This is a genomic window from Sphingobacterium phlebotomi (assembly GCF_008180195.1).
Taxonomy (GTDB): domain Bacteria; phylum Bacteroidota; class Bacteroidia; order Sphingobacteriales; family Sphingobacteriaceae; genus Sphingobacterium; species Sphingobacterium phlebotomi.
Window position 1 is genome coordinate 59232 of the sequence record NZ_VTAV01000020.1, and the last position, 25391, is coordinate 84622.

The 25391-nt window shown below is 40.1% G+C and carries 24 protein-coding genes; 12 read left to right on the forward strand and 12 right to left on the reverse strand.

Annotation, left to right across the window (positions count from 1 at the left end; translation table 11 throughout):
- Positions 1-28 precede the first annotated feature (28 nt).
- Positions 29-1243 (reverse strand): serine hydrolase domain-containing protein, encoded by a 1215-nt coding sequence (locus FXV77_RS19760; protein WP_148920967.1) that lies wholly within the window; start codon positions 1241-1243, stop codon positions 29-31.
- A gap of 274 nt (positions 1244-1517) precedes the next feature.
- On the opposite strand from FXV77_RS19760, the gene FXV77_RS19765 reads away from it, so the two are divergent.
- Entirely contained in the window at positions 1518-2408 is an 891-nt protein-coding gene (locus tag FXV77_RS19765) for an AraC family transcriptional regulator (protein ID WP_148920968.1), read from the forward strand.
- A gap of 63 nt (positions 2409-2471) precedes the next feature.
- Here FXV77_RS19765 and FXV77_RS19770 read toward each other — a convergent pair whose 3' ends face one another.
- Positions 2472-3899, reverse strand: coding sequence for a RagB/SusD family nutrient uptake outer membrane protein (locus FXV77_RS19770; protein ID WP_148920969.1), 1428 nt, complete (start codon positions 3897-3899; stop codon positions 2472-2474).
- Positions 3900-4010: 111 nt separating this feature from the next.
- A complete protein-coding gene (locus FXV77_RS19775) occupies positions 4011-7046 on the reverse strand; it encodes a SusC/RagA family TonB-linked outer membrane protein (protein WP_148920970.1) in 3036 nt (1011 codons plus the stop codon).
- Positions 7047-7353: 307 nt separating this feature from the next.
- Between FXV77_RS19775 and FXV77_RS19780 the strand changes: the two genes are divergently transcribed.
- On the forward strand, positions 7354-8595 hold the full coding sequence (locus tag FXV77_RS19780) for a DUF819 family protein (RefSeq protein WP_148920971.1): 1242 nt from the start codon (positions 7354-7356) through the stop codon (positions 8593-8595).
- Positions 8596-8645: 50 nt separating this feature from the next.
- Here the strand turns inward: FXV77_RS19780 and FXV77_RS19785 are convergent, their stop codons facing one another.
- Complete coding sequence (locus FXV77_RS19785) at positions 8646-10211, reverse strand: serine hydrolase (protein ID WP_148920972.1); 1566 nt, start codon at positions 10209-10211, stop codon at positions 8646-8648.
- Between the two features lie 206 nt (positions 10212-10417).
- On the opposite strand from FXV77_RS19785, the gene FXV77_RS19790 reads away from it, so the two are divergent.
- Entirely contained in the window at positions 10418-11515 is a 1098-nt protein-coding gene (locus tag FXV77_RS19790; protein WP_148920973.1) for a mandelate racemase/muconate lactonizing enzyme family protein, read from the forward strand.
- A 233-nt stretch (positions 11516-11748) separates the two neighbouring features.
- On the opposite strand, the gene FXV77_RS19795 is transcribed toward FXV77_RS19790, so the two are convergent.
- Positions 11749-12543 (reverse strand): SDR family oxidoreductase, encoded by a 795-nt coding sequence (locus FXV77_RS19795; protein WP_148920974.1) that lies wholly within the window; start codon positions 12541-12543, stop codon positions 11749-11751.
- Between the two features lie 123 nt (positions 12544-12666).
- Here FXV77_RS19795 and FXV77_RS19800 point away from each other — a divergent pair, with 123 nt between their 5' ends.
- The 7 genes from FXV77_RS19800 to FXV77_RS19830 all read left to right on the forward strand — a co-directional run bounded on the left by FXV77_RS19800 (position 12667) and on the right by FXV77_RS19830 (position 17584).
- Complete coding sequence (locus tag FXV77_RS19800) at positions 12667-13026, forward strand: winged helix-turn-helix transcriptional regulator (protein WP_148920975.1); 360 nt, start codon at positions 12667-12669, stop codon at positions 13024-13026.
- Between the two features lie 82 nt (positions 13027-13108).
- Positions 13109-13483, forward strand: a complete 375-nt coding sequence (locus tag FXV77_RS19805; protein WP_148920976.1) for a hypothetical protein — start codon at positions 13109-13111, stop codon at positions 13481-13483.
- Between the two features lie 51 nt (positions 13484-13534).
- The gene (locus tag FXV77_RS19810; protein ID WP_148920977.1) at positions 13535-13873 is read left to right on the forward strand and encodes a cupin domain-containing protein; all 339 of its coding nucleotides are present in this window, start codon (positions 13535-13537) and stop codon (positions 13871-13873) included.
- Between the two features lie 84 nt (positions 13874-13957).
- Positions 13958-14539 carry a Crp/Fnr family transcriptional regulator gene (locus tag FXV77_RS19815; RefSeq protein WP_148920978.1) on the forward strand — a complete coding sequence of 194 codons (582 nt, stop codon included), beginning with the start codon at positions 13958-13960 and terminating at the stop codon, positions 14537-14539.
- A 304-nt stretch (positions 14540-14843) separates the two neighbouring features.
- Complete coding sequence (locus tag FXV77_RS19820) at positions 14844-15758, forward strand: pirin family protein (protein WP_148920979.1); 915 nt, start codon at positions 14844-14846, stop codon at positions 15756-15758.
- Positions 15759-15800: 42 nt separating this feature from the next.
- Positions 15801-16826: an Atu2307/SP_0267 family LLM class monooxygenase gene (locus FXV77_RS19825; RefSeq protein WP_148920980.1), complete on the forward strand. Its 1026-nt coding sequence runs from the start codon at positions 15801-15803 to the stop codon at positions 16824-16826.
- Between the two features lie 140 nt (positions 16827-16966).
- Positions 16967-17584, forward strand: a complete 618-nt coding sequence (locus tag FXV77_RS19830; RefSeq protein ID WP_148920981.1) for an MCP four helix bundle domain-containing protein — start codon at positions 16967-16969, stop codon at positions 17582-17584.
- Between the two features lie 75 nt (positions 17585-17659).
- Here FXV77_RS19830 and FXV77_RS19835 read toward each other — a convergent pair whose 3' ends face one another.
- Complete coding sequence (locus FXV77_RS19835; protein WP_148920982.1) at positions 17660-17944, reverse strand: GNAT family N-acetyltransferase; 285 nt, start codon at positions 17942-17944, stop codon at positions 17660-17662.
- Positions 17945-18086: 142 nt separating this feature from the next.
- Here FXV77_RS19835 and FXV77_RS19840 point away from each other — a divergent pair, with 142 nt between their 5' ends.
- Both FXV77_RS19840 and FXV77_RS19845 read left to right on the forward strand, forming a co-directional pair.
- Entirely contained in the window at positions 18087-19427 is a 1341-nt protein-coding gene (locus FXV77_RS19840; RefSeq protein ID WP_148920983.1) for a cytochrome ubiquinol oxidase subunit I, read from the forward strand.
- A 3-nt stretch (positions 19428-19430) separates the two neighbouring features.
- A complete protein-coding gene (locus FXV77_RS19845; protein ID WP_148920984.1) occupies positions 19431-20435 on the forward strand; it encodes a cytochrome d ubiquinol oxidase subunit II in 1005 nt (334 codons plus the stop codon).
- A gap of 20 nt (positions 20436-20455) precedes the next feature.
- On the opposite strand, the gene FXV77_RS19850 is transcribed toward FXV77_RS19845, so the two are convergent.
- The 6 genes from FXV77_RS19850 to FXV77_RS19875 form a co-directional block, all read right to left on the reverse strand.
- Positions 20456-21211: a YoaK family protein gene (locus FXV77_RS19850; RefSeq protein ID WP_148920985.1), complete on the reverse strand. Its 756-nt coding sequence runs from the start codon at positions 21209-21211 to the stop codon at positions 20456-20458.
- Positions 21195-21683 (reverse strand): hypothetical protein, encoded by a 489-nt coding sequence (locus FXV77_RS19855; protein WP_148920986.1) that lies wholly within the window; start codon positions 21681-21683, stop codon positions 21195-21197. Before FXV77_RS19855 ends, FXV77_RS19850 begins: the two co-directional genes overlap by 17 nt.
- The gene (locus tag FXV77_RS19860) at positions 21676-22188 is read right to left on the reverse strand and encodes a hypothetical protein (RefSeq protein WP_148920987.1); all 513 of its coding nucleotides are present in this window, start codon (positions 22186-22188) and stop codon (positions 21676-21678) included. The genes FXV77_RS19855 and FXV77_RS19860 overlap by 8 nt, the downstream gene beginning before the upstream one ends.
- A 134-nt stretch (positions 22189-22322) precedes the next feature.
- On the reverse strand, positions 22323-23678 hold the full coding sequence (locus tag FXV77_RS19865; RefSeq protein WP_148920988.1) for a HAMP domain-containing sensor histidine kinase: 1356 nt from the start codon (positions 23676-23678) through the stop codon (positions 22323-22325).
- On the reverse strand, positions 23679-24386 hold the full coding sequence (locus FXV77_RS19870) for a response regulator transcription factor (RefSeq protein ID WP_148920989.1): 708 nt from the start codon (positions 24384-24386) through the stop codon (positions 23679-23681).
- A 41-nt stretch (positions 24387-24427) separates the two neighbouring features.
- On the reverse strand, positions 24428-25345 hold the full coding sequence (locus FXV77_RS19875) for a LysR family transcriptional regulator (protein WP_148920990.1): 918 nt from the start codon (positions 25343-25345) through the stop codon (positions 24428-24430).
- Positions 25346-25391 lie beyond the last annotated feature (46 nt).

The following is a 25391-nucleotide window of genomic DNA, read 5'->3' on the forward strand; positions in this document are numbered from 1 at the left end:
TTGATATTAATTTATGAACAGCAATAGGTTAAAACAGGTCATGATCTGGCCACTGAGTGGCCGAATTGTTAACCGCGGGCCATATCAGCTTATCCAAATCCGTATTAAACGCGCTGTTAGTTGCACTGGTATTGATCAATATGACCCAGCAGAATCCGGTTGTTGTACGCACCATCCAATTTCGTGTTCCGGTAAGTGTTCCTCCGTGATACCAATTGCCCGTGCCACTCACAATAAAACCACAAGCATAGTTACTCGCCGGCGTCTGTGATGCCATAATGTTCAATGTTGCTGTGTTCAATATGTCCTCTACTGTAGGAAAACCATCTACCCTGACCAGAAAACGCATCAGATCCGTCGGGGAAGCAATCCATCCTCCAACCCCATCCAATCGCTCTATCACGCCGTCCCCATAGCCATAAGGGTTGGCATTGGCCAGTCCGTAATATTTCACTTCGTTGGTCTTTCTGCCCGAAAGTGTCGAAGAACCTATAGTCATGTTGGTTATACCACTAGGTTCCAGAATATTTTCTTTAACAAATTCGGTGTAGGTCTCTCCGCTCACTTTTTCTATCACTCTACATAAAATAGAAAAACCCATGTTGGAATAATCAAACTTAGTTCCCGGAGAATTTAAAAGCGGACGATTATCGAGTGTCCAACTAATAAGGTCATAAACATTCAGCGTTCGTTCAGCAAACATAGGATCTGCACTGGAGTTCCCCCATCCACCTGCAGTATGATGTAATAATTGCTCGACCGTAATATCCCGAACGTAAGCACCATAAGGTTGTGACCCATACATTTCCTCCAAAATAGCTCCTTCGCCAAACACCTTATCATTAAAGCCCAATTTACCTTGCTCAATCAACTTCATGATAGCAGCTGAAGTAAACCATTTGCTAAGGCTGGCCAAACGGAATCGATGGTTCGTATTCACCGCCTCTCCGGCTTCCTTATCAGCAAATCCATACCTTTTTGCGTATACGAGCTTTCCATACCGCGTAATCGCGATGGATATGCCTGGGACATTATATTTAGCCATGAAGCTCGTTATGTCGTTATCTACTTCCGGTATATTGACATCGGAAGACGGAGGGCCAGGAGGATCTACAACCACGGGCGGTAATATCGGATCAGGACTGTCTTTTCCACACCCGGTGTACAAGACCCCGCTCCATACAGCTATTGACATAACCATACTGTACCGCAACAAAAACTTCATCATAACTCTATATTTCATGTATTTCACCTTTTATAGCATAAATTTCTTTATATATTCAAATTTAGTGCATATAAAAATCTACACAATTAGTCATATTGTTCTTATTGCATCAAATATTATCCATTAAACCCCTGTTTCCCGGACAAAATACAACTCGATATGACTTAGAAAAGCTAATATTTATCAAAAAAAACATCCAAGCGGCACAATAATTTATTATATTTACCTAAAATGACAAACTAAGCACGTCAGAAAGTATTACTATACTTCCCATTATTTAAACTAACATCATATGAAAGTAATCAATCAGTTTATAAACAACGGGCTTCAGGAGCAATCGGTCGTCATACGGAACATAACTGCAGCCGATTATTTACATTGCCATAAGGAATTACAGATTTCTTGCATACTGGAAGGAGAAGGAACTGCAATTATTGGTGACCACCCGAATCAGTTTAAGCCTGGGGATATATATTTCATCGGAGCAGACCAACCTCATTTTTTCAAACCCGCCAATGACTTACAAGATCGTATTTACATATCTTGCCTTTACTTCGACCCTGAAAAATTAATCAACATGAATGGCTTTTGCGGTGAGATGGAAGCTATCTTGCCTTTCCTTAATTTGACAATCAACGGGCTGAAAGTTCCTCAACGATACACGAAGGAAATCGCTGGTAGGCTCGATGACCTGAAAGCTTCAAATGGTATTGAACGGCTATTACAGTTTATCGACCTTTTATATTTTTGTTCGAAAATAGCGAACTGGAAACCGTTGGCTTCGGGTTCATATAACTATACTTTTGACGTGACCGAACGTTTGGGAGCCATTTATACGCACACATTACAATACTACAACAAAAACATAACGCTTAATGAGATTGCTTCTATTGCTTGTATGACACCACATGCTTTTTGCAAGTATTTTAAGAAACACGCACGCAAAACGTATTTCAATTTCTTAAATGAAGTCCGTATTTCAGAGGCCTGTAAAAAACTAGTAGAAGGCAAGAGCAGAAACATAGGCAACATTGCCTATGAAACGGGGTTTGAGAATACCATTACCTTTAATCGGGTTTTTCGAAAAATCATGAACATGACCCCAAGTGAATATATCGAATATTTTAATTTTAATAACCCTCAACAAAATGCCGGACTTACCCAAGGTAACCGATACGCATAAAATTTTTAACCCACAGCATGAACTGTGGGCCAAAAATTAACTAATCTCAACAAACAAATAAACCTATTGGGTCCAACCAGGATTCTGGATGATATTATCATTTGCATTAGTTTCTGCAATAGGTATAGGCATAACAAACTTTTCGTTTGGATAAGTATAAACAACCTCTTCTAGAGAACGTATATGGTTCACGTCTTTTTTTCTTCTGGTCAGATCAAAGAAGCGATTTCCTTCAAAAGCAAGTTCTTTTCTTCTCTCCAATAGAATACGTTCTACCAAGGCATCTCCCGTCAATGTCACCTCCTCTGCTTCGGTATCCGCCCGTTGTACAATCATGTTCAGATCTTGTTGTGCTAATGCGTTCTTACTAGCATCTGTTTTTCCCAGTTCGGCCCTTGCTTCTGCCCGGATGAGATAAACTTCAGAAAGTCTTAACACTTTAATATTGTCATCATTTGTGCTTCCGCCTTTTGGGTATTTTTTAACGAAATACGCGGGGTTTTCAAAAGTAACGTTTCTTACTCCTACATTTATCAATTGCCTCCTTATATCTGTAGCTGTATACGTTTCATATAGATCGGCCGTAGCCAAGGCTTCACCATATCCAGCCTGTTCATACAGGTAGCTTATTGAATTGACTCCTGCATTGTCTGTTGCCAAATTGGCGATTTCAAGTAAAGATTCTACGCTAAAATTAGCATTCCAGCTACCAACGTAGTTTGTTGTCGTCAATAAACTGTATGGACCGGAGATAGCATCTGTTGCATACTTTTCAGCATTTGACCAATCCGCTGTATACAGGTATACTTTTGCTAGTAGCGCATTGGCTGCCGTAGGTGTAAAATGAGCTGGCTTCTGAGCGGTATTCAACAAGGATAATGCGTGTTGTAAATCGCTAATTATCTGATCATACACTTCCTTAACAGTTGACCGTGGCGGACTGATAATTTCGAAGTTGGGCTCCGTTACGATGGGAACACCTAAGTGGGAGGCGTCTGCAGTAAAATTATAGGGTTGAGCAAACATCCGCACCAAGTCGAAATACGCCAATGCCCTAGCAGCATACAACTCACCGATAATTTGTTTGGTAGCATTATCACTCGCAGCAAGTGCCTCTCCCTCGGATATAGCCATATTGGCATTGACGATCACCCGATACATAGCTGCCCAGGCTCCAAGTACATAGCCATTATCGTTCGTCACGGCAAAGATATCATGGTCCAAATATTTGCCCGTATTTGATCGGCTGATGAAAACATTATCCCCCAAAAGATCTGGCAAAAGGATAAAGGTACGGTTGTAATAATCCGTTCCTTTAAACTGTGCATACACACCCTCAGAAGCGGTAGTCAGCGTAGCTAAATCTTTGATGGTTCCTCTCAATGGTAAAGCCTGTGGATTCTTAAGTTCCAAAAAACTACTGCTACAGGAAGTGCCTAAGAACACCATAGCCAAAAGAAATGTCCGTAAATATGTGCTTAAGATTTTCATATACTCTATTTTTTAATTTTCATCAGAATAAATTGTTCTTTAAAGGTGATGAAGCTTGCATAAACTATTCATATCCTTTTGTTTCTGGCAATTTATGCAGGTTTCAATCGGTTAGAAATTGATGTTAACTCCTAAAAGCAACTGTCTTGGATTCGGTATATTTTGATTTAAAACACCTCCTACATACGTTTCCGGATCGCTGCGCAAAAGATCGTCTTTCACATAAGTAAACAAATTGTTCGCTCTGAAATATACTTGGGCTTTACTCAAAAATCTATTATCGGGGATGGTATAAGATAATGTGACATCTCGTAAACGTACATATGTTCCGTCATACAAAAATCTCGTTGAAGATTGTGACGATAGCCCTGTTTGTGTACCAGCATATACAATCTTGGGCGATAAAGCTCTATCGCCGGGCTGTCTCCATCTATTTTCGTAATCTACCCGCGCTATAGCTGCATAGTCGCCAATACCGCCACTTCCGTCACTGGAATTATATGTTCCCCAACTATCGTAAACTTTATTACCCACATTGAAATACAACATAAACGAAAGAGAGAAATTCTTGTAATCAAAGGTATTGGTCAATCCTCCAAAAAAATCGGGCAAGGCACTTCCCTGATTAAAAGGGGCAGCCTCTGTGTATACAGTCGTTGTCGCTGACCTTGTTTCATCTGTATACCACAGTCCTTGTCCAGTTTCCGGTTCAACACCAGCCCAGCCAACTAAATAGAATTCATAAAAATCTCCTCCTATTTCTCGATTGAAATTCCCGCTTAACATGTTTTCGACACCATTCAGTTTCTTAATGACATTTTTCATTGTCGATATATTGAAACTCGTACTCCAGTTAAATCCTTTGGAATCACCAGATTTAATGTTCTGCGAATTAATGGTTAATTCTATTCCTGAGTTTTCAATGGAACCGATATTTTGATTCAAAGATCCTACTCCATTTGTATAGGAAATCGGAGCACTCATAAGCAAATCTGTTGTAGTTCGTTTATAATAATCAAATGTCGCAGACAGCCTATTATCCAGAACGGATACATCAAAACCAATATCAAAAGGTTTGTTTTTCTCCCAAGTGAGGTTATCGTTTTGCATTTGGGAGATTACGTACGCAGGACTTCCTGCATAGACGCCTCCTGTGGAATAAGCCCCCAAAACACCGTAGTTTTCAAATCCTTGGTTCCCGTTCACACCATAACTTGAACGCAGTTTCAATTCGTTGATAAAGGAAAGGTTTTTCATAAAGTCCTCTTCATGCATATTCCATGCGATACCCACAGAGCCAAAATTACCATAGCGTACATTTGCTCCAAACCTCGAAGAACCGTCTCTACGTCCGGTAAGATTTAGGTAATATTTCTGTTTGTAGTTCAGGCTGGTATTCAGGAAGTAGGACGCCAATGAAGATTCACTGAAATCACTCCACGCGACAAAGGGAGTGGAAGCACTGGACAAGCTGTACAAACCTTGCGCCGCATAATTATCGGCTTGGGTACTTACTCTTTTAGTTGTTATCTTTTGTGCCTCCTGCCCGAGTACGGCCTCTAGACCGAAATCATTAAATTGCTCCCTATATTTGAGCAAGTTGGTCACATTCCAGTTCACAATAGTAGTATTATAATTTGCTCCCCTTCCGTTCGCCCCAGCTCCATCTATCCAAAGTGAACTCCAATATCGATAATCGTCTGTATAGTTCATATCTATAGATACTTTGCTTTCAGCAGATATTCCTTTCCATATTTTAAGTTCTGCCCCCGCATCTCCCAATATGGAATATAATCGGGTGTCATATTTATTTTCGTTTCTCAGCAATTCAGGGTTATAAAGAATGCCTGAATAAGAGCCATCTGGATTATAAGGTGCTACCCAGGGCACCAAACGGTTCAAAGAACGTATAGGATTGGCGCCTGCGCCGGCATTGCCTATTGTATTTAGTTTCTGATAAGCTGGTGCCATACCGATGTTGAACGATAGACGTTCGCTAGCGGTATTTTTCATTCGCATACGAGCGGTCATGCGTTCATAACCCTGTCCTTTGGTTACCGCTTCCTGTTTATAATATCCGCCTCCTGCATAAAATGTCGTTTTATCTGTTCCTCCGGAGGCCGATACATCATACTGTTGAAAATTTCCTTTTTGGGTGATGACATCATACCAATCTGTATTTATATCCGGCTTTAGGCCCTGTTCGATCAAATAGGCATAGGCTGCTTCGGCTGTATTTATGGATGCAAGTGCCCCGGTTTCACTGTTGATCACCCCTTCTATCAATAGTTCCGACATCTCTGCTGTACTTAAAGGTTTATTTTTGTCTGTTAGCGCTATTTGAGAATATCCCTGCTGTCCTGTTGCTGTTATTTTCGTTCTTCCCGCCGCACCTGATTTTGTCGTAATCAATATGACACCATTTGCAGCCCTTGAACCATATATGGAAGTTGCGGATGCATCTTTCAATACGGTGACGGATTCGATATCGTTGGAGTTGATCCCCGCCAATGTATTGGATGAAAATGCCAATACTGTCGTCGCTCCATCCACAATGGGAATTCCATCCACCACATATAAAGGAGAGCTTGCTGCGCTAAAAGATCCGACTCCCCTAATACGTACGTTGGGGCTTGCCCCAGGTTGGCCGGTACCGGTCACTCCTTGTAATCCGGCGACATTTCCTTGTAAACTTTCCTGAAAGGATGCCCGCGGCCTACCTTCCAATTCCGTAGATCTAACTGTCGTCGCTGAGCCCGTAAAAGAGGTTTTCAACGAACTTCCATAAGGTACCTGAATGACCACTTCTGCAAGCGATGTGATATCTTCCGTAAGTTTAATTTGAGCTGGCATTGCCGAAACTTGATATTCCGTTGATATATAGCCCGTATGGGAAAAAACAAGAACATCACCGTTATTTGCTCGTATAGAAAACTTGCCGTTGGCATCTGTAACTGCAGAGGCGTCTGAATTTTTCACCTTTACGTTTACTCCGGGCAAAGGATAATTTTCTTTTTCGCTAGACACTAAACCCGTTACGGTTTCTTGCTGTCCGTAAGCGATTGAAAACAAAAAAGTGGCCGCTAAAAGTAAAATAAATCGCCTGTAGAAAGGCCCATCATTTTCACAAAACAGATTGTTGAACATAATAATTACTGTATTTAGGGTTTCATAAATAAATTTCACAATGAAAAATATTTTCGTTGATTATCTAAATTGATAATACCAAAAATACAATATATGCATGCTATACAATTAGAATAAAATTATCCGATATGCATCAAAAATTATTAACAAAACAAGATTAAAAAAGAAAATAAAAAAAAGACCACATTTTATCAGAAGAAAAACAATAAATACTACAATAATTGCTTAAATATTGATAATTTTTGTTTGAATTTTACGAATAAACACACGTATAATTGTGAATCACAAATTACAAACACATTAAATTATGCCTTTAATACAAAATGATGCCGTAGTTCTAGCTATCTTATTATTGATACTGGCTTTGGTCACCAAAACAGCGGTTAGCAATAGACCGCTCTTCAGAAATTTTTACAAGTATGTTCCTCCCTTACTGCTTTGCTATTTTATTCCGGGTATTCTAAACACGCTCAATGTAATCTCCGGTGAAAACTCGGGTGTTTATACAATTGCTTCAAAATACCTGTTGCCTTCCAGCCTTATCTTAATCATCATGTCTGTAGACCTCAAACAAATTTGGAAACTGAGGCATAAAGCAGGATTAATGTTTTTGGCAACTGCCATTGGCGTCATTCTTGGCGGGCCATTAGCCATTATGATAACCGACGCATTTGCACCCGGTGTTATCGTAAAAGGTATGGGAGAGGATGCCTCTTGGCGAGGGCTGGCAACATTGGCGGCAAGTTGGACAGGCGGAAGCGCAAATATGGCGGCCATGTATGAGGTATTCAAGCCGTCACCCGATCTTTATTCCGGGATGATCGCAATAGATGTTTTGTTAGCGAATGTATGGTTGGGTATGATGTTGTATCTTGTAAACAAAAAAGAAAAAATAAATAAGCTCTTAAAAGCCGAAGACAACCTAGACCGAACACTTGAACATATTGGAAATAGCAATTCAGATATGACTCGAAAAATGCCTTCTATGCCGGATCTTTTCGTAATTCTCTTCCTTGGCTTAGGTGGTACCGGGTTGGCACACCTAATCACGTCGCATATAGTACCCTATATAGAAACAAATGCCCCCTCGTTAAAACAATTCAATCTTGACTCTGAATTCTTATGGGTTATCTTGATTACAACAAGCATCGGCGTCCTACTTTCGTTTACAAAAGCAAGAAACTACGAAAAACAAGGCGCTCCAATCATCGGGAATACTTTTCTTTATATCCTCATTGCTTCTATTGGAATGCAGATGAATATCTTAAGAGCTTTTGACAATCCCGGATTGATATTTGTCTGTGTCATCTGGCTGTTATTTATGGCTGTTGTGATCATTGTTACTGCCCGTATCTTTAAGGTCAATTTTTTCTTCGTTTCGGTTGCCAGCGAAGCCAATGTAGGTGGAGTTCCTACGGCGTCCGCTGTCGCTACTGCATTTAGCCCTAGTTTGGTGCCTGTCGCGGTCTTACTCTCTGTTTTGGGATATTCCATTGGGAATTATGCGGGATATATCTGCGGAATACTGATGCAACTGGTCAGCCAATAAACACTATCGTTATCACATACGTGAGTTGGATTTGGTTAGGTTGTCTACCTTTATTTTGATGGTTTCAACAAGAGGTCGTGGAAATCGTAACTGGGATCAGTCACCGGAGAAACTGCCTGCATCTTTACCCGATCTATACTCCCATCAGGGTTCAAGGCAAAGCTCACATAAGCATCGGCCTTGAATTCTCTATTGTTCCACCTGACAATAAACGTATCGTATTGCCAGTGTTCCATTACACCTACCATACCAGGGTTATGGGTAAAATCCATCACTAGCTTCCCCTCTTCGAGTTTTATGGATACTTTTCCATACCAGGCATCTGTATAATCCCCAGCATATTTAACGAGTTCCAAAGAAGGCTCGGACGAACTGTTTCGTGATGCCGAAGATGCCTTTTCTGCTTGTTTAATATCCGAAAAATACCTATCTTCATATTTCTTATAAGATGTAATCCAGTCATAATCAGATATTTTAAGGAAACGATCTACAATATGATTGATAATGGACATGCACGCAAAACCAGACTCTTGATTGGTCAGTACGGCGATACCTAAATTTTGTGATGGTACCATAAAGATCCGTGACACAAAACCATCTAATTTGCCACCATGCATCAAAATTCTCTCTGAACGGTAATTGGACGTATAAAATCCCAAGGCATACAACTGATAATCCATTTGTGCCGGTTTTAAATAGGTTGGGAGTTTGGATACGGGCATAGGTGTAACACCCTTCCAAAGTTCTGCGGCGGTTGCGGGTTTATATAGCACTTTTCCGGTTGTCGTCCGACCGGAATCCAATTGGGTAATCAGCCATTGGGCCATATCCTCTGCATTTGAGGCAATGCCCCCAGCGGGGTTGCTAATATCAGCCACTCCATATTTAAAAAAGTTGGAGACCTCCCGGATTTCGTCATCAAAACGCGCATGTGACGCCGAATAATTGGATTGATTCGCTAACGTAGAAATGCGGGAAATACTTTGCTGCATCCCTACAGGTTGCATGATCCTTTCTGCCACAAAATCTTCCCAAAGTTGCCCGGTCACATGTTGTATCAATTCTCCTGCAGCAAGGTAAAGTATATTATCATATGCATAGTCGTTTCTGAAACCACCTACCAATGGAAGAAATTGTGTTTTCTTGACGATTTCTGCTCTCGTGAAATTTGATGGAGGAAACTGTAGCAAGTCTCCAGCATAAGGGGCTATACCACTGCGATGTACCAATAGATCTCGAACAGTCATATTTGCGGTAACATATGGATCCGACATTTTGAACCAAGGTAGATAGTCGATAACTGGGGTGTCCCAAGTAACCTGCCCCTCTTCTACCAATATGGCCAATGCGGCCGCTGTAAATGCCTTCGAATTTGAGGCTATGGGAAATAACGTATGTTCATCTACGCGGTCCTCTGTTCCAAGCTTCTTAACACCATAGCCTTTTGCCAGCAGGACTTTACCATCTTTTACAACAGCAAGACTAAGACCTGGAACCTGAAAGGTTTGCAATACCTGATCTACATATTTGGCCATATTTACAGGTAGATTTTCTTGTGCATGGACACGCGGTACAACAAATAATAAAAGGAAGGTTATTAGGCGAAAATTTTTCATGATTATTTATTTTTATTTAACGCAACGTTACAAATGCAATAGATAACATTAATAAATGTCACCAAAAAAAAACAAAACACCATATAAGCTGATCAACATAGATAATTTTTGATTAACATAGAATAATTTTAGCGAATGCTCCCCCCAAAAAAGGTGATAAGTTTGGCTAGAAAATACTGCAGTTCATTAAAAACAACAAAATAAAAATGAAAATATTACATACTGATATTTTTAGGTTGAGCATAAAAATGCAACCTTTTACCATCGCAACAGGGACAATGGAATATGCCCAAAACGTTTTCATACGCATACATACGGATAGTGGGATATACGGTGTAGGTGAGTGTTCTGCCTTTCCGGTGATCACGGGAGAAACCCAGGAAACTTGTTTAGCAGTTGCAAAGGATTTCGCCAAGCGATGGAAAGGCAAAGATCCCAGCGCAATAGAAAGACGCCTGGCGGAATTGGATTTGTTCATTGCAGGCAATAGAACGATAAAAAGTGCTTTCGATATGGCCTTGTACGATATTGCGGCGAAAACCAACGGACAACCATTGTACGAATATCTTGGTGGAAAGAAAAAAACAATAGAAACTGACATCACCATCGGAATTGGAGACATAGGAACCATGGCAGAAAAAGCATTGGCTTTCAAAAACAGTGGTGCGACCTGCATAAAAGTCAAGTTAGGTAAAGAGCCAGAACAAGATGTAGCGAGGATGCAAAAAATAAGAGAGGTCGTTGGCGACACAATACAGCTTCGGATAGATGCCAATCAAGGATGGAGTTTTGAAGAAGCGCAATATGCCCTAACAGCAATGAAGGATCTACAAATACAGTTTTGTGAACAACCTATGCGGGCTTGGAACGACGACTACTTACCGGAACTAATGGCGGTATCACCGGTTAAGATCATGGCAGACGAAAGTTGTTATACTCATCATGACGCGAGAAGGTTGATAAGAGCAGGAGCCTGCAATTATATCAACATTAAATTAGTGAAATCGGGAGGTATTTGCGAGGCGATGAAGATTCACGAACTGGCAAAACAGGCGGGCGTCGCCTGTATGTTGGGAGGCATGCTGGAAAGCCGCTTGGCTCTGAGTGCCAAACTGCATTTTGCCTATGCGGCAGACAATGTAATCTTCCACGATATGGACACCTGTTTAATTGGTCACCTTGAAGATCCAGTCATCAATGGAGCAAAGTATAATGGTTATTTCCTAGATATAGACGATCTACCGGGTATTGGAGCTGATATAGACGAAGATTTCCTAAAAGCGTGTGATTGCTGGACCATATAAATACGTACTAGGCTAGCAACAAATTATGTATTCTTGGCTTTATCGAGTAGTTTAAATAATAATCGGTGGTTTTTAATGATTGTATCAATCCCTCTTTAAGTTCAAAATGATAAGCCAGTACGATAGGACTACCGTCAAAGTTCCCCGAAACTTCAGCTTGTAGGATTTTGTCGGTCTCGGAATAATTCTGCGATTACTTTTGGTAACTTCCTATTTGTTGTTTTTAAAAATTATTAAATTGTAGGAATTGTCCCTCCGTCAATAATGTATTCAGTTCCTGTCAGATAGTTTGCTCTTGGTGAAACTAAAAAACCGACAAATTCGGCAATTTCCTCGGGATATGCAGGGCGTCCAATGGGTATTCCTCCAAGGGCGTCCATTACACTTTGCGTTGCTTGTTCTCTGGAAATGTTTGAGCTTTCGGAAATCCGTTCCATCATTCTCGTTGCCGATTCCGTCATTATCCAGCCCGGAGAAACGGTTAAAACCCGAACGCCTTTAGGCGAAACTTCTTTTGACAAACCTTTGCTATAATTGACAAGTCCTGCTTTCGCAGAAGCATAGGGCAACGTGGAATCGTGTAAAGGCAATCTTCCCTGGATAGATGCGATATGGATAATTACTCCACTTTTCTGTATTAGCATTTGCGGTAAAAACGCTCTGTCCAATCGGACAGGTGCGAGTAGATTTGTCTGAATGGTTTGTTCCCAATCTTCATCAGTCAGTACAGCAAAACCACCTCCTTGAGTTTCCGAACCCCCAAGATTGTTTACCAAAATATCAAGTGTTCCGAATTTTGATAAAACTTCCTTTGCAACTTTTTGAGTGCCTTCGGATTTACTCAAATCTGCGGAAATAAAATGTCGGTTTGTTTTTTCTGCTTCAGGCCTGTTTCTTGCGGTAATGATTACGGTTGCACCCGCTTTTAAAAGTCTTTCTGCAATGGCTTTTCCTGCACCTTTTGTACCCCCTGTTACCAAAGCGATCTTACCTGATAATTCGTTGTTGAAATTAAATTCCTGTTCCATTGATTATTTTTTTGTACAAATTTCAGTCTTATGTTCAGCCTACACAAGTACGGAAATACGATTCGGATAGGGATAAATTATTCCCTTATTGCACAGTTTGGAACATAGGTTTAATTTTGTTTTATGTATGAGAGAAAGATTTTACCGAACCTGAACTGCGGTCTTGATTTGATTGGCGAGGTTCTTTACGGAAAATGGAAAATCCGTTTGCTGTGGTTTATCAATGAAGGATACAAACGTCCGAGCGAATTACAACGTAAAATTCCCGACGCTACAAGAAGAGTACTTAATATTCAGTTGAAAGAATTGGAAGAGCACGACTTGGTTACGAGAAAAATTTATGCAGTCGTTCCTCCGAAAGTAGAATATAGTCTTACGGAATTTGGTAAAACTTTAATTCCTGTGATTTCGATTTTGGGTCAATGGGGTGACCAAAATGACGAAAAGCTACGAGAAGTTATTACGAAGCAGTTTAAGAAATAGGTATGCAGTTGCATATTGTCCGATAGGAAATTTGAAGTATATTAGAAGATAATATTGATAAAAAGATCTAAAAACACGGACTATGAGTCATACATCAAATGCAGAACTTATAGCATTTCTTCAAAGGATTCCTAGCTTGAAAGAAAACATTTCAGGTGGGTTCTATGATAACGGATTATGGTGGGTAAAGTTTGGGATCGATATTGAAAACCCTAATGCGTGGAATGCAGTACAGGAATTGGCGTGTATCATAAATTATTTATCTATCAACGAGAGGCTACCAACACGTTTTTATCCGGTGTCCCCGCCTCCATATCTTAATGGTGGACCACGAGAATTCTTATCTTGGATTATTGAAGGTACAGACAAGGAATTTACTTCCACCAACCTGAAAGAATGGTTAGAAGCTAGATTACCAAACCCCGTAGATGATATTAAACAATGGCAGATTGAATAAGGAAATCAAATGTTTTATTTCAAGGATGAAATTCATCCAAAAAGGTGACATATGATCAAAGACATCACAAATAGCGAACATTATAATTGGGGCAATGCATGTGATGGCTGGCATTTGGTAAAATCCAACTTGCTTAGCATTATACAAGAAAAGATGCCATCCGGGACATCGGAAAACTTGCATTATCATCATGAATCACAACAGTTTTTCTTCATTTTGCAGGGTACAGCTACTTTCGAGGTTGAAAACGAGATGTATGAGGTTCATGAAGGACAGGGATTTCATATTCTGCCCAAGAAGAAACACCGAATTTTAAACAAGACGAGCAAGACATTGGAATTCATGGTCATATCCGAACCAAGATCGCATGGAGATCGAATCGATCTTTAAGGTTTTCAAACAAAACAGCTATGGAGAACGAATGGAAAAAGAATCTAACAAAAAAACTAACTTTGAATATTTTAATTCGTTCACATGCATCCATTATTCAATTATATTAAGGAATATGCTTCAACTTCGATTTCTGAAGAAGATTTTGACATTTTCCTAAGCCATTTTATTAAGAAAAAGATAAGAAAAAAGCAATATCTACTAGAGGACGGAGAAATTTGTAAATACTTCGCTTTTATTGTAAAAGGCGCCATGCGTAAATACTATATAGATGAAAAAGGTATTGAGCACATCGTGAATTTATATATTGAAAATTGGTGGGCTGGCGACCGTGAGAGTTTTGTAATGTCTACGCCCAGTATATATCATATAGATGCGTGGGAAGATTGTGAAGTACTTCTCATTACGAGAGAAAGTGTATTAGAATTGACTCAGCAATTTCCTGCTTTTAATGAGTTGCTATTGAAACTTGATGAAAGAAATAATATTGCTACACAAAGAAGAATAACCTCTTCGATCAGCTTTACTGCGGAAAAACGCTACGCAGACTTCGTTGACTGCCATCCCTATTTTCTCCATCGTTTTCCTCAACACATCATTGCTTCTTATCTTGGCATTACAAAAGACACGCTAAGTCAGGTGCGCAGAAAAGCGTTTAAAAAATAAGTTATATATATAACTTATTTTATATTTCGTAGACATTTGTCTACGTTTTTTTTTGTCATTTGTCTACGTTTTTTCTTTCCGTTTGACGCAATTTTGGTTTATACGCATTATAATTTATAGATTTGATAAGATCATGATATTTAGCATGCTAAAGAATCTACTACAGAAAAGAACTACTAATGGAAGCACATTGAAGGTGGCTGAAAAATGTCCAATATCGAAAATTCTAAGGAAATATCAACATTTCAACAGAATTAATAAAATTAAAAAATATATAGAGGATTCATTTATTTAAAGATTTATTATGCTTGATATCGTCATAGAAGCCAGACGGGCTGAAATTTCCAAAGGTTTTGCCGTTAAACGCATCCTGCCCTATCAACTCCGAAGAATGGTTGGTCCATTTATTTTCATGGATCACGGCGGCCCTGTGGATATACCTGCGGCGGCTACACACAACCTGGATGTATTGCCACATCCACATATTGGTTTATCTACGGTCAGCTATCTGTTTAGTGGCAATGTGACCCATCGGGATAGTCTTGGAGTAGAGCAGGTAATAAAACCCGGTGAAGTCAACTGGATGACAGCGGGAAAAGGCATTACGCATAGTGAACGTTTCGAAGATCCCGCAATGTTGGCTGGCGGAGAACTAGAGTTAATACAGACATGGGTTGCACTTCCAGAAAAGGATGAAGAAAGTGATCCGTCTTTTGACAACTATAAACCAGACCAACTACCCATATTTACGGATACAGGAATTTGGATGCGTTTGATTGCAGGAGATGCCTATGGTTTAAAAAGTAATGTCAAAACACATTCGCCTTTGTTCTATATACATGTTGTGTTGCAGCAGGGAACTCGTTTTGGTTTACCTAGCGGGCATAGCGAGAGAGGTGCATATATTGTCAGTGGTAGCGTCGAAGTCAGTGGCATCACTTACAAGGAAGGACAGTTGATGGTCTTCACCAAAGGAGTTGACCCGTTGATAATCGCCAAAGAGAATACCACATTGATGATGCTAGGTGGTGAACACCTCGGAGAACGGTATATTTGGTGGAACTTTGTGTCCAGTAGAAAAGAGAGGATTGAACAAGCCAAAGAGGATTGGAGGCAAGGGCGTATTGATTTACCCCCAATGGACAATGAAGAATATGTCCCTTTACCTGAAAGCAAAGGCAAGCCAGCAGGAGGACCTCCTCCCAATGCGCTTTCCTGACCAACTGAAGTATCCATGTGAAAGAAGAATAAAAATAAATAAATGGAAATAGGAATTGATAGCTTCGCATCCGCTATGTATGGCAGCAATACTCTCCATAGTGTAGATGCCATGGAACAGTTACTCGAAAGGATCGTTAAAGCCGATGAAATGGGACTTGCTGTTTATGGGATAGGCGAACACCATAAGAAGGAATTTCTGGATTCTGCTCCTGCAGTTATCCTTGCTGCCGCCGCAGCAAGGACTAATAAGATACGTTTGACCAGTGCCGTTACGGTACTGAGCACCTCCGATCCGGTACGGGTTTACCAGAACTTTGCCACCTTGGATCTGATATCCAAAGGACGAGCAGAACTTGTCGTCGGCAGAGGTTCTGCAATAGAAGCTTATCCGCTGTTTGGATTTGACTTGAATGATTATGATGCGCTTTTCAAAGAAAAATTGGAGCTCTTGTTAAAAATACGTGAACAGGAATTCATTACTTGGTCTGGAAAGTTTAGACCAGCATTGGAAAATCAACCTGTATACCCCAGGTCAGTCCAAGAGAAACTTCCTATATGGCTTGGTGTAGGGGGAACACCAGAATCATTTGTCAAGGCCGGAACCTTGGGGCTGCCACTAATGGTTGCGATTATTGGCGGAGAAACAGCGCGCTTTCGTCCATTGATTGATCTATATCGTGAGGCAGGGCATCGGGCTGGGTTTGTTACAGAACAGTTAACGGTGGGTTTGCATTCACCTGGCTACGTAGCCAGGAGCAATGAGGAAGCTATTGCTGACTATTATCCAGGCTATGCCGAACTCTGGACCAAAGCGGGCAAGGAAAGGGGGTGGCCTCCAGTAACCAGAGCTCAGTTCGATGCCTCGGTGGCTCCGAAAGGTGTGCTGGTGGTGGGCGGTCCCGAACAGGTGGCAGAAAAATTATTAAGGCATAGCGAGGCATTGGGTGGTGTTGACCGCTTTACCTTTCAGATGGATAATGCAGGGCTTAGTCATGAACAACTGTTACGGTCTATAGAAACAATTGGTACGGAGGTCATTCCACTAGTTAATAAAGAGCTTGGTTAATTCCCTGTACAGTGTTCTTGTGATAAGGAAATTTAAGTAACCTTACCCATTGTCACAATGAATGGTGCTTTATTGAAATAATTCCTTAAATTGTCTACATTATAAACCTAGGCATTGCGTTGCTTAGTAAATTGAGGATTATGTGGACATTTGCGATTAAACAGAAAATGACAGCGGCGATACTGTTGTTCGCCGTAATTGGTCTGGTGATGCTGACCAATATGCGTGAACAACGAACCGCCGCTCGGATAAGTGTTGCTGTCACTTCCATCTATGAAGATCGACTGGTAGTTGCGCAATATATCCTCCAATTGTCAAAGCAAATGGACGGCATCATCTCCGTCTTGGAAAAGAAGGATGATGAGATTACAGCGCAGATAAACGATTACCTAGCCGACGTAGCCGTACTAAATGCACTATACGAAAAGACGACACTCACGGAAATAGAAAGAACGAATTTTGAGCTTTTCAAACAGCTGTGTCAGACCATATCCCTAAACAATCGAATCGGCGATCATGCCTCGGTACTGTCAGCCGCACGTGACGCCGGAGACACATTGCAAACCCTGTCTTCGATACAAGTAGAGGAAGGAAAAAATCAACTAGACGAGGTGCTAAATATGACTTATTTCTCAAACATATTCTCCTACTTAGAGTTAGTGATTCTCATTGTCATCGCGGTGATCATCCAAGCACTCGTATTCGCTTCAAAGACAATGAGAGGCATCAAAAAGCCCGCAAATGAAAATCTGAACTAACTAAAGCACGCCCGCGCAATGTTATAAAAGTACGGGAAAGTAACTTTTAGACAGCGTGGAGAACAAATAGCTAAATCACCGACTTAAGGTATCCTGAATTTCCGGAGTTTTATCATACACACTTTTTGCAAATGGGCATAGGGGAATAATCTTGACATTGTTAGCTCGGGCATAATCAACAGCTGCCATAACCAATTTCTTACCTACACCTCTGCCATTGAAATCGGGATCAACGACGGTATGATCAATGATCATTTTGTCCGCACCGGCCCATGAATAGGTCATTAATCCTGCTCTTTTCTCTTCTTCTACTGCTTTGAAAAAGCCTTTCGTTTCGTTATTTTGTTGCTCTATTTTCATTCTACTTCGTTTATAATGCTAAAATTAATAAACCTTTACGGTTTAATCGCTAAGAGTTCTACTTTTTACTATCTCATCCTTAACTTTATTCAATGACATTTTACTTGGAAATTAAACGTTTAAATAGCTAAATTAGATCCATATGGATGATTTTATTGCGGCTCGATCGCAGATGGCGCTCTCATTGGGTTTTCATATCATTTTCGCTTGCGTGGGTATGGTCATGCCGGTATTCATGGCTATTAGTCATTACAAGTACTTAAAAACCGGAGATGAAGTATATATGGGCCTAACAAAAGCATGGAGCAAAGGGGTCGCGATTTTATTTGCGACAGGCGCAGTTTCAGGTACGATGCTTTCTTTTGAGCTAGGTTTACTTTGGCCTGGGTTTATGAAGCATGCCGGTCCGATTTTCGGCATGCCTTTTTCACTAGAAGGAACAGCCTTTTTTATAGAAGCTATTGCCTTAGGTTTTTTCTTATATGGCTGGAACAGATTCAACAAATGGTTTCATTGGGCCACGGGCGTATTGGTCGGTATTAGCGGACTTGCATCAGGCATCTTGGTAGTAGCTGCAAATGCTTGGATGAACAGTCCTTCTGGATTCGATTACCATGATGGCGTATACTCCAATATTGATCCAATCAAAGCCATGCTTAATGACGCCTGGTTTTCGCAGGCTTTACATATGGTTTTGGCGGCTTTTGTCGCGACCGGATTTGCTGTAGCAGGCGTTCATGCCTTGATGATCTTAAAAAATAAAAACACTGAGTTCCATCGCAAAGCTTTTTTTATTGCCGCAACTTGTGCATGTACGGCCGCCTTATTACAACCCATTAGTGGAGACATTTCAGCAAAAGATGTAGCCAAGCGTCAACCTATTAAGTTGGCCGCGATGGAGGCACATTTTCATACGGAACCGTACTCGCCCTTTATATTAGGCGGAATCGTAGATGAAGAGAATCAAAAAGTCGATTATGCGATTAAACTACCTGGAGTCCTGAGTTTTTTAGTGCATGGTGATTTTGAAACCCCAGTGAAAGGGTTAAATGAGTTTCCAAAAGAGAATCTCCCTCCTATTGCCATTACACATTACGCTTTCCAGCTTATGATAAGCTTGGGTATGTTACTCTGTTTGATTTCACTCATCTATCTCGTTGCGATATGGAAGAAAAAGAGTTGGCTTTCTTCGTCCTGGTTTCTAAAACTTTTTGTTTTTGCCATTCCTTTGGGATACATTGCCTTGGAAGCGGGATGGGTTGTGACGGAGGTCGGTAGACAACCGTGGATCATCTATGAAATTATGCGTACAAAAGACGCCGTTACACCGATGCCCGGAATTGTGTATTCGTTTTATATTTTCACCGCCGTATTTATATCCTTGTCCATCATTGTGATATTCTTACTCTACCGACAAATGAAAATGGTAAGTAAGCTCTATGATCCTACTGATCCTCATTTTAAACAAAATTTAAAACACTAGGCCATGTTGTATGTCGTGATTGCTTTTCTATGGCTATCGCTCTACCTTTACCTGATTCTTGGTGGTGCCGACTTTGGTGTAGGGATATTGGAAATATTTACGGGCAAAAAACATCTCCAGAAGGTCAAAAGAACGACTTACAGATCAATAGGGCCGATTTGGGAAGCAAACCATATGTGGTTGATTATTGCTATTGTAATTTTATTTGTTGGATTTCCGACCATATACAGCACGGTATCTATCTATTTGCACATCCCGTTAGTGCTAATGTTATTAGGCGTTATTGCCAGAGGTACGGCTTTTACATTTCGACACTATGATGCTATTGATGATGATTGGCAAATCGTCTACAATAGAATTTTCCAAATCAGTAGCTTGATCACCCCCTTCTTTTTAGGTCTTATTGCAGCGAGCACCGTCTCCCGCTCCATTAACTTGCATGGCACGGATTTCCTGACCGCCTATGTTTATAGCTGGTGGAATCCATTTGGTATCAGCGTCGGTATATTTACCATTGCCATCAGTGCTTACTTGGCCTCTATCTATATTATCGGAGAAGCGGATAACAGCGAATTTATACGCTACCTTATCCGTAGAGCCAAAATTTATTTCTTTGTTGTATTATTATCGGGTATAGCTGTTTTTATCACAGCTTATCTGTCGGATATTCCTCTATTCATTTGGATATTCGGGCAACCAATAGGTCAAAGTGCTGTCGCGTTAGCAACCCTATCGATAGTTGTATTATTTTGGGCTTTCGCAAAAGAAAAAAGTACAATTATGCGCATATGTGCAGCGTTCCAGACGTTCATGATTCTCGTTGCCGCCACATACAATCATTTCCCAGACCTTATCCTCCTCGCCAATGCGGAATCTCTTTCTTTAATTGACCATCAAGGAAGTGAAAAAACAATAGAAGTATTAGCATGGGCATTATTGCTTGGATCTGTGTTTATTCTCCCTTTCTTATTTTATCTTTTATATTCATTTCATCGTAAGAATACATAAACACAGCATATACTCCATTTTTAGTGAACTTGAACAAGGACCTCTTTTTTTCGCCTCTCGAATATACGTCGTATTCGTCCTATTTTGTAAAAATCATATAGTGCGATGATCAATAAAATAGCACAGGTCAGATAAAACACGCCGTTCTGTAAATATAAATAACCGACACCGCCAAATAATCCCCCTGCCACATAGCTCATCATAATGGAAAGAAGCAGATGAAATTTATCAACTAAAGCTTTATTATGTCTGTTTTCACGTTTACTGAACATAGAGACCAAAATAGCTAAATCCGTCGTAAGCCCAGTAAGATGGGTCGTTTTGACGACCGAATTGGATATACTTGCCGTCAGACCGTTTTGCAATCCCATCGCAAACAACAAAGCGCCAACGAGAATTTCTGTTTCTTTTAAGGAGTTTTGATAAAAAAACTCCAAATAAATCCCAACAAACAGAATACTCAGAAGCTCTAAGATAACAGGAATAGCGTGCGATATATATTGACTCCAACGCCCTTTACCTTGGATAATCACAAAATTTGACAGGAAACTCCCGAGAAAGAACAACGTTACCCACAATAATACGACTGCTCCTTGATACCAATTCCCTTTACTAATCTCTTGGGCAAGCACAGCGTAGTATCCGGTTATATTAGATGTAAAAGCAAAAAAAACGGTCACGGATGCAACATTGACCATTCCCGCTGAGAAAGCCGTCAACGCACCTAATTTTACATTGTCGGATTGTGTTCTGTGATTACTATATTTTCTTAGCATACTGGTCTGATTGCTCCTTTCTTTCCAAAACGATTTCGATAATACCTTTGACCTGCAAGTCAAAGTTTAAATGTAAAACCAGTTTCGTTTTACTGATTTGCTGAATTTGAAAACTTTCAATCGTCTTCCCTTCCCTGCGAAGTTCCAATACGTGGCCGCGACCTTTGATAAACCATTCTATAGCATCATTTTGTGTAGATGACGCAGATGTTAAGCTACCGTCCTCCTCAAACTTCCAGATACCAAGATGCAATTCTTCCACGTTCCGCAGAATCTCTCTCTTCAACTCAGATTGCATCTGTGATTCCTCAACCACGGTCGCGTTATCCTTTTCGAGTCGCCATTCCTTTTCAATCCACTCTCCTTGTATCAGACGCTCGGGATTCTCGGCATGCCTGATAACCAAAGATGCGCCTACAAGCAGTATGGCCACTAACAGATAGTTTAATTTCACCAACACATCTCTATTCATAAGTAAACCTCCATTTTTTTCGAAAGAAAAAACCGTCCAACGTGTCCTGCGTCTGTAACCCATCTTCTCCCATGCAAACCGGTGTGATTGCCGGCATATTAGGTAGCACTGTTGTCTTCAGTAATTCCACGACATCAAAACTGTTCTTTGTATGCTGAAATTCAAATGTATCCGGCACTACGATATGTGCAATTTGACATCCTTTTAGATAATTGCGTACATAGCGCCTATTTTTAGAAATCATAAAATCGGCATACATCTCTACCACTTTATCTTTAAAGCGGGATTTGATTATCTCACAGCCTTTAAGAAAATCTCCATTTTGCATTTCGGCAAGATGATCGTCCAATGTAAATCCCAACAGAAAACTGATGGATTCACCTAGATTATATCCACAGGTAAGTACCAGCTCCACTTGTTGATTACCACTGTTTTCCAGATACTCTAAAACGATTCGGAGGGAGTTAACAGTAAAATCTGTAGGAATAAGCACGCGTTGTATCATTGACTTCTTATTGTTTTGATACAAAAGTAAGTCAGCCACATAGCAACGGCATGAAACCCCAATTAGAATTCCATTAAACTTTCTATGCGAAAATTAAAATGAGATTAAAAGAAAGACATAGGATTAAAAAGACATTAAATTGGGGTAAAAGTGGGTAATTCTATACGCACTGTTGTCCCTTTTCCTAAGCTTGAAGTAATAGATAATTCGCCGTCATGCATTTTGATGATATTCCGTGCTAAAGGCAGTCCGATACCATATCCAGAGAAATGCTGTGTATTTGAGGCTCTGAAATAGGGGTCGTAAATATAAGATATTTCTTTTTCGGGAATACCAATACCTTCATCCTTAATGAGAATGAGAACGCCATTTTCAAACGCTCCAAGCGCAACGTAGGCCGTATGGTCTGGCGAATACTTGCAGGCATTGGAAACAACATTGGAAATAGCTAACTGAAGGAGTGGTGCCAATCCATTCACTTTGAGCTTCATGCTATCATCGGGAAGCATGCTAAAATCCGTTTTTATATGAAACCGTTCATTAATGGCTTTCACCGTCATTTCCGCATCCATAATAATCTGGTCAATACGAACAGGTTTAAAATTGAGCTTATTATTTCTTTCGTAGCCTGTTCTAGCTAGCAATAATAATGCACTGGTCTTTTTCTCCAGGTTGCCCGCAGCATCTACAATCTTCTGCATGGCATCTTTATACTGTTCGATTGTTCGATCTTTAGAAAGTGCTAGATCTGCAATACCAATGATAGACGTTAATGGCGTATTCAGCTCATGAGACGCATTGCTGATAAAATTTTTTTGCGTTTCAAAAGAGGTTTCCACACGGTTAAGCATCCCGTTAAATGTATTCGCCAGCTTGTGCAATACGCCTTTATATTTATCTTCACTTAGTCGAAGATATAAATTTTCAGAACCGATTTTTTTCACCTCATCGATCAATCCATGAATAGGTTTAATGAACGACCTCTTCACTAATAAAGAAACCACGACGACAAACAGCACACCTAATAAGAGTGCGATAAGGAGTAAATTTTGTAGATAGCGCAAATGGTGGGTATAGAAATAGTTCTCTGCCGAGACACCTACAATATAATTTTTCCCCTCTTGCTGGTAAAATTTCGTCGAGTAAAACGTATTGCCTTCTTTAAAATTGGCTTCTCCTTGTTTATTTACATTCTCCCATAAGGACACATTAAATCCACTGCTATTTACAATATCTGTTTGTTCGTCAAATTCAACGATAAATTCGTGTTGGTTGTTTAGCTCTTCAAGGTAACTTAGCGACCAATCTTTTTGATTTGCGTTGCCATTCAGCATTCGCTCAGCGGCAAGATCTCGTCGAAGATCCAAGCGTTTATAAAAATCAGAAAAGGCGAAATTAGTAATGGAATACATGATAAACGCCACGAAGGAAACAGTATAAATCACTAAAATAGCAATCAGCGCGTATAATGTTTTGTTATAGCTTCTCATCTAATCTTCTATCTTTAATACATACCCCATTCCAATGACCGTATGGATAGCTTTTACGGGAGTGGCTTTTTCTATCTTTTTACGCAGATAGTTCACATACACATCGACGACATTAGATCCGATATCAAAGTTGATCCCCCATATTTTGTCTAGGAGTTCACTTCGTTGGAAAACCTTTTGGGGCGATTGGATAAAAAGCAAAAGTAAACGATATTCTGTTGCTGTTAAGTTAAGCTCTTGTCCGTTGACAAACGCTACCTTTTTATAATCATCGATTTCGATTAGTTTGTAAATATATCGGTGTTTCTCTGTAACCTGCGATTGTTTCGCTATTTCGAGGTTTCGACGTATCAATGTCCGTACCCGAGCCTTGAGTTCAATTAACTTAAACGGCTTAGATAAGTAATCGTCTGCTCCGCTATCCAAACCCAATACAACATTTTCAGGACCGCCGAGAGCAGTAACCATCAGAATGGGCAAGTTGATGTATCCTAGATTACGGAAATTTTTGCAGATGTCCAATCCGTTTGTTTCCGGGAGCAAAACATCCAGAATAACCAGATCTATCTTATTTGTTTGCAATAGGTGAAGTGCACGTTCGTAATTAGTGGCGTGCAAAACAGAAGCCCCATCTTCTTCCAATCCTTGAATAATGACATCGGCGACATTTTTCTCGTCTTCGATCAGCAATATTTGTTTTCCTGTCATAATGCGCTAAGTTAAAAATAATGCTACTAAGTATTCGGGTACTACTCAACTTCGGTTGCCATTTCCCATTTTTCTTTAAACAAACCTTGCAGCTTTTCTATCTCTTTTTTATACATCGTTTTCTTACGGGTACCAAAATACAAGATGTTTTCTAAAGGGTCATCCCCTTCCCAAACCAATTTTATTTTAGCGGATGCTATTTCATCACGGCAAAGAAAATCCGGCACAACAGAAAATCCCGTACTATCCCTTAAACATCTAATGATGGAACTGATATTTGGTACGATATAGTTTGGACTAAAATCTGGATGTTCACCAAAATGTTGTAACCAAAATTTTTTCAAATGCTCCATATCAGCAGCAGTACTGTACCAAAGCTGTTGCTTTAAAAGTACCGCAGCTTGTTTATTCTCTCCTTCCGCTAACAGTTTTTCCAATGTAGAAGTATCTGTGTTATTTCCGGCGATCAATACGATCCGTTCCTTGGAAAAAGCGTTATATTCCAAATTTTGTTGTACCCCTTTTTGCGGCGTTACAATTAAATCAAGTAATCCATTATCCAAATCCTGTTGCATCTGCGGGTATTCACCAAATTTAATGATCAGGTTAAATGGGAGTTCTTTAATATGCTCTTCCAAGGTGTACTGGAAGGTTTCAAAACACATTCCCAAACTTATCGTAGCCCTTTCCTCTTCGGAACGTCTATGGAAATTTTCTTCTCCTCTTTCCAGCTTTTTTAGTGGCTCTAAAATAAAATTGTAAAGAATCTTACCCTTTTCAGTCGGAACCATTCTTCTTGCTGCCCGATCAAACAGCTTGTAACCCGTATACGCTTCTAACGAATTTAAATGGAGGCTTACACCAGGCTGAGAAATAAACAATTCCTGCGCCGCTGCCGATAGGGTTCCTGTTTCGTATATGGCTTTAAAAGTACGTAGCCATTCTAGATTCCATCGCATATCTATTATTTTTATAATACAAATATACAATTTAAGTTATTTTAAT

Excerpts from the sequence above, each read along its gene's own strand:
- FXV77_RS19760 (WP_148920967.1), bottom strand. The coding sequence starts at position 1,243 with ATGAAATATAGAGTTATGATGAAGTTTTTGTTGCGGTACAGTATGGTT.
- FXV77_RS19765 (WP_148920968.1), top strand. The coding sequence starts at position 1,518 with ATGAAAGTAATCAATCAGTTTATAAACAACGGGCTTCAGGAGCAATCG.
- FXV77_RS19770 (WP_148920969.1), bottom strand. The coding sequence starts at position 3,899 with ATGAAAATCTTAAGCACATATTTACGGACATTTCTTTTGGCTATGGTG.
- FXV77_RS19775 (WP_148920970.1), bottom strand. The coding sequence starts at position 7,046 with ATGTTCAACAATCTGTTTTGTGAAAATGATGGGCCTTTCTACAGGCGA.
- FXV77_RS19780 (WP_148920971.1), top strand. The coding sequence starts at position 7,354 with ATGCCTTTAATACAAAATGATGCCGTAGTTCTAGCTATCTTATTATTG.
- FXV77_RS19785 (WP_148920972.1), bottom strand. The coding sequence starts at position 10,211 with ATGAAAAATTTTCGCCTAATAACCTTCCTTTTATTATTTGTTGTACCG.
- FXV77_RS19790 (WP_148920973.1), top strand. The coding sequence starts at position 10,418 with ATGAAAATATTACATACTGATATTTTTAGGTTGAGCATAAAAATGCAA.
- FXV77_RS19795 (WP_148920974.1), bottom strand. The coding sequence starts at position 12,543 with ATGGAACAGGAATTTAATTTCAACAACGAATTATCAGGTAAGATCGCT.
- FXV77_RS19800 (WP_148920975.1), top strand. The coding sequence starts at position 12,667 with ATGTATGAGAGAAAGATTTTACCGAACCTGAACTGCGGTCTTGATTTG.
- FXV77_RS19805 (WP_148920976.1), top strand. The coding sequence starts at position 13,109 with ATGAGTCATACATCAAATGCAGAACTTATAGCATTTCTTCAAAGGATT.
- FXV77_RS19810 (WP_148920977.1), top strand. The coding sequence starts at position 13,535 with ATGATCAAAGACATCACAAATAGCGAACATTATAATTGGGGCAATGCA.
- FXV77_RS19815 (WP_148920978.1), top strand. The coding sequence starts at position 13,958 with ATGCATCCATTATTCAATTATATTAAGGAATATGCTTCAACTTCGATT.
- FXV77_RS19820 (WP_148920979.1), top strand. The coding sequence starts at position 14,844 with ATGCTTGATATCGTCATAGAAGCCAGACGGGCTGAAATTTCCAAAGGT.
- FXV77_RS19825 (WP_148920980.1), top strand. The coding sequence starts at position 15,801 with ATGGAAATAGGAATTGATAGCTTCGCATCCGCTATGTATGGCAGCAAT.
- FXV77_RS19830 (WP_148920981.1), top strand. The coding sequence starts at position 16,967 with ATGTGGACATTTGCGATTAAACAGAAAATGACAGCGGCGATACTGTTG.
- FXV77_RS19835 (WP_148920982.1), bottom strand. The coding sequence starts at position 17,944 with ATGAAAATAGAGCAACAAAATAACGAAACGAAAGGCTTTTTCAAAGCA.
- FXV77_RS19840 (WP_148920983.1), top strand. The coding sequence starts at position 18,087 with ATGGATGATTTTATTGCGGCTCGATCGCAGATGGCGCTCTCATTGGGT.
- FXV77_RS19845 (WP_148920984.1), top strand. The coding sequence starts at position 19,431 with ATGTTGTATGTCGTGATTGCTTTTCTATGGCTATCGCTCTACCTTTAC.
- FXV77_RS19850 (WP_148920985.1), bottom strand. The coding sequence starts at position 21,211 with ATGCTAAGAAAATATAGTAATCACAGAACACAATCCGACAATGTAAAA.
- FXV77_RS19855 (WP_148920986.1), bottom strand. The coding sequence starts at position 21,683 with ATGAATAGAGATGTGTTGGTGAAATTAAACTATCTGTTAGTGGCCATA.
- FXV77_RS19860 (WP_148920987.1), bottom strand. The coding sequence starts at position 22,188 with ATGATACAACGCGTGCTTATTCCTACAGATTTTACTGTTAACTCCCTC.
- FXV77_RS19865 (WP_148920988.1), bottom strand. The coding sequence starts at position 23,678 with ATGAGAAGCTATAACAAAACATTATACGCGCTGATTGCTATTTTAGTG.
- FXV77_RS19870 (WP_148920989.1), bottom strand. The coding sequence starts at position 24,386 with ATGACAGGAAAACAAATATTGCTGATCGAAGACGAGAAAAATGTCGCC.
- FXV77_RS19875 (WP_148920990.1), bottom strand. The coding sequence starts at position 25,345 with ATGCGATGGAATCTAGAATGGCTACGTACTTTTAAAGCCATATACGAA.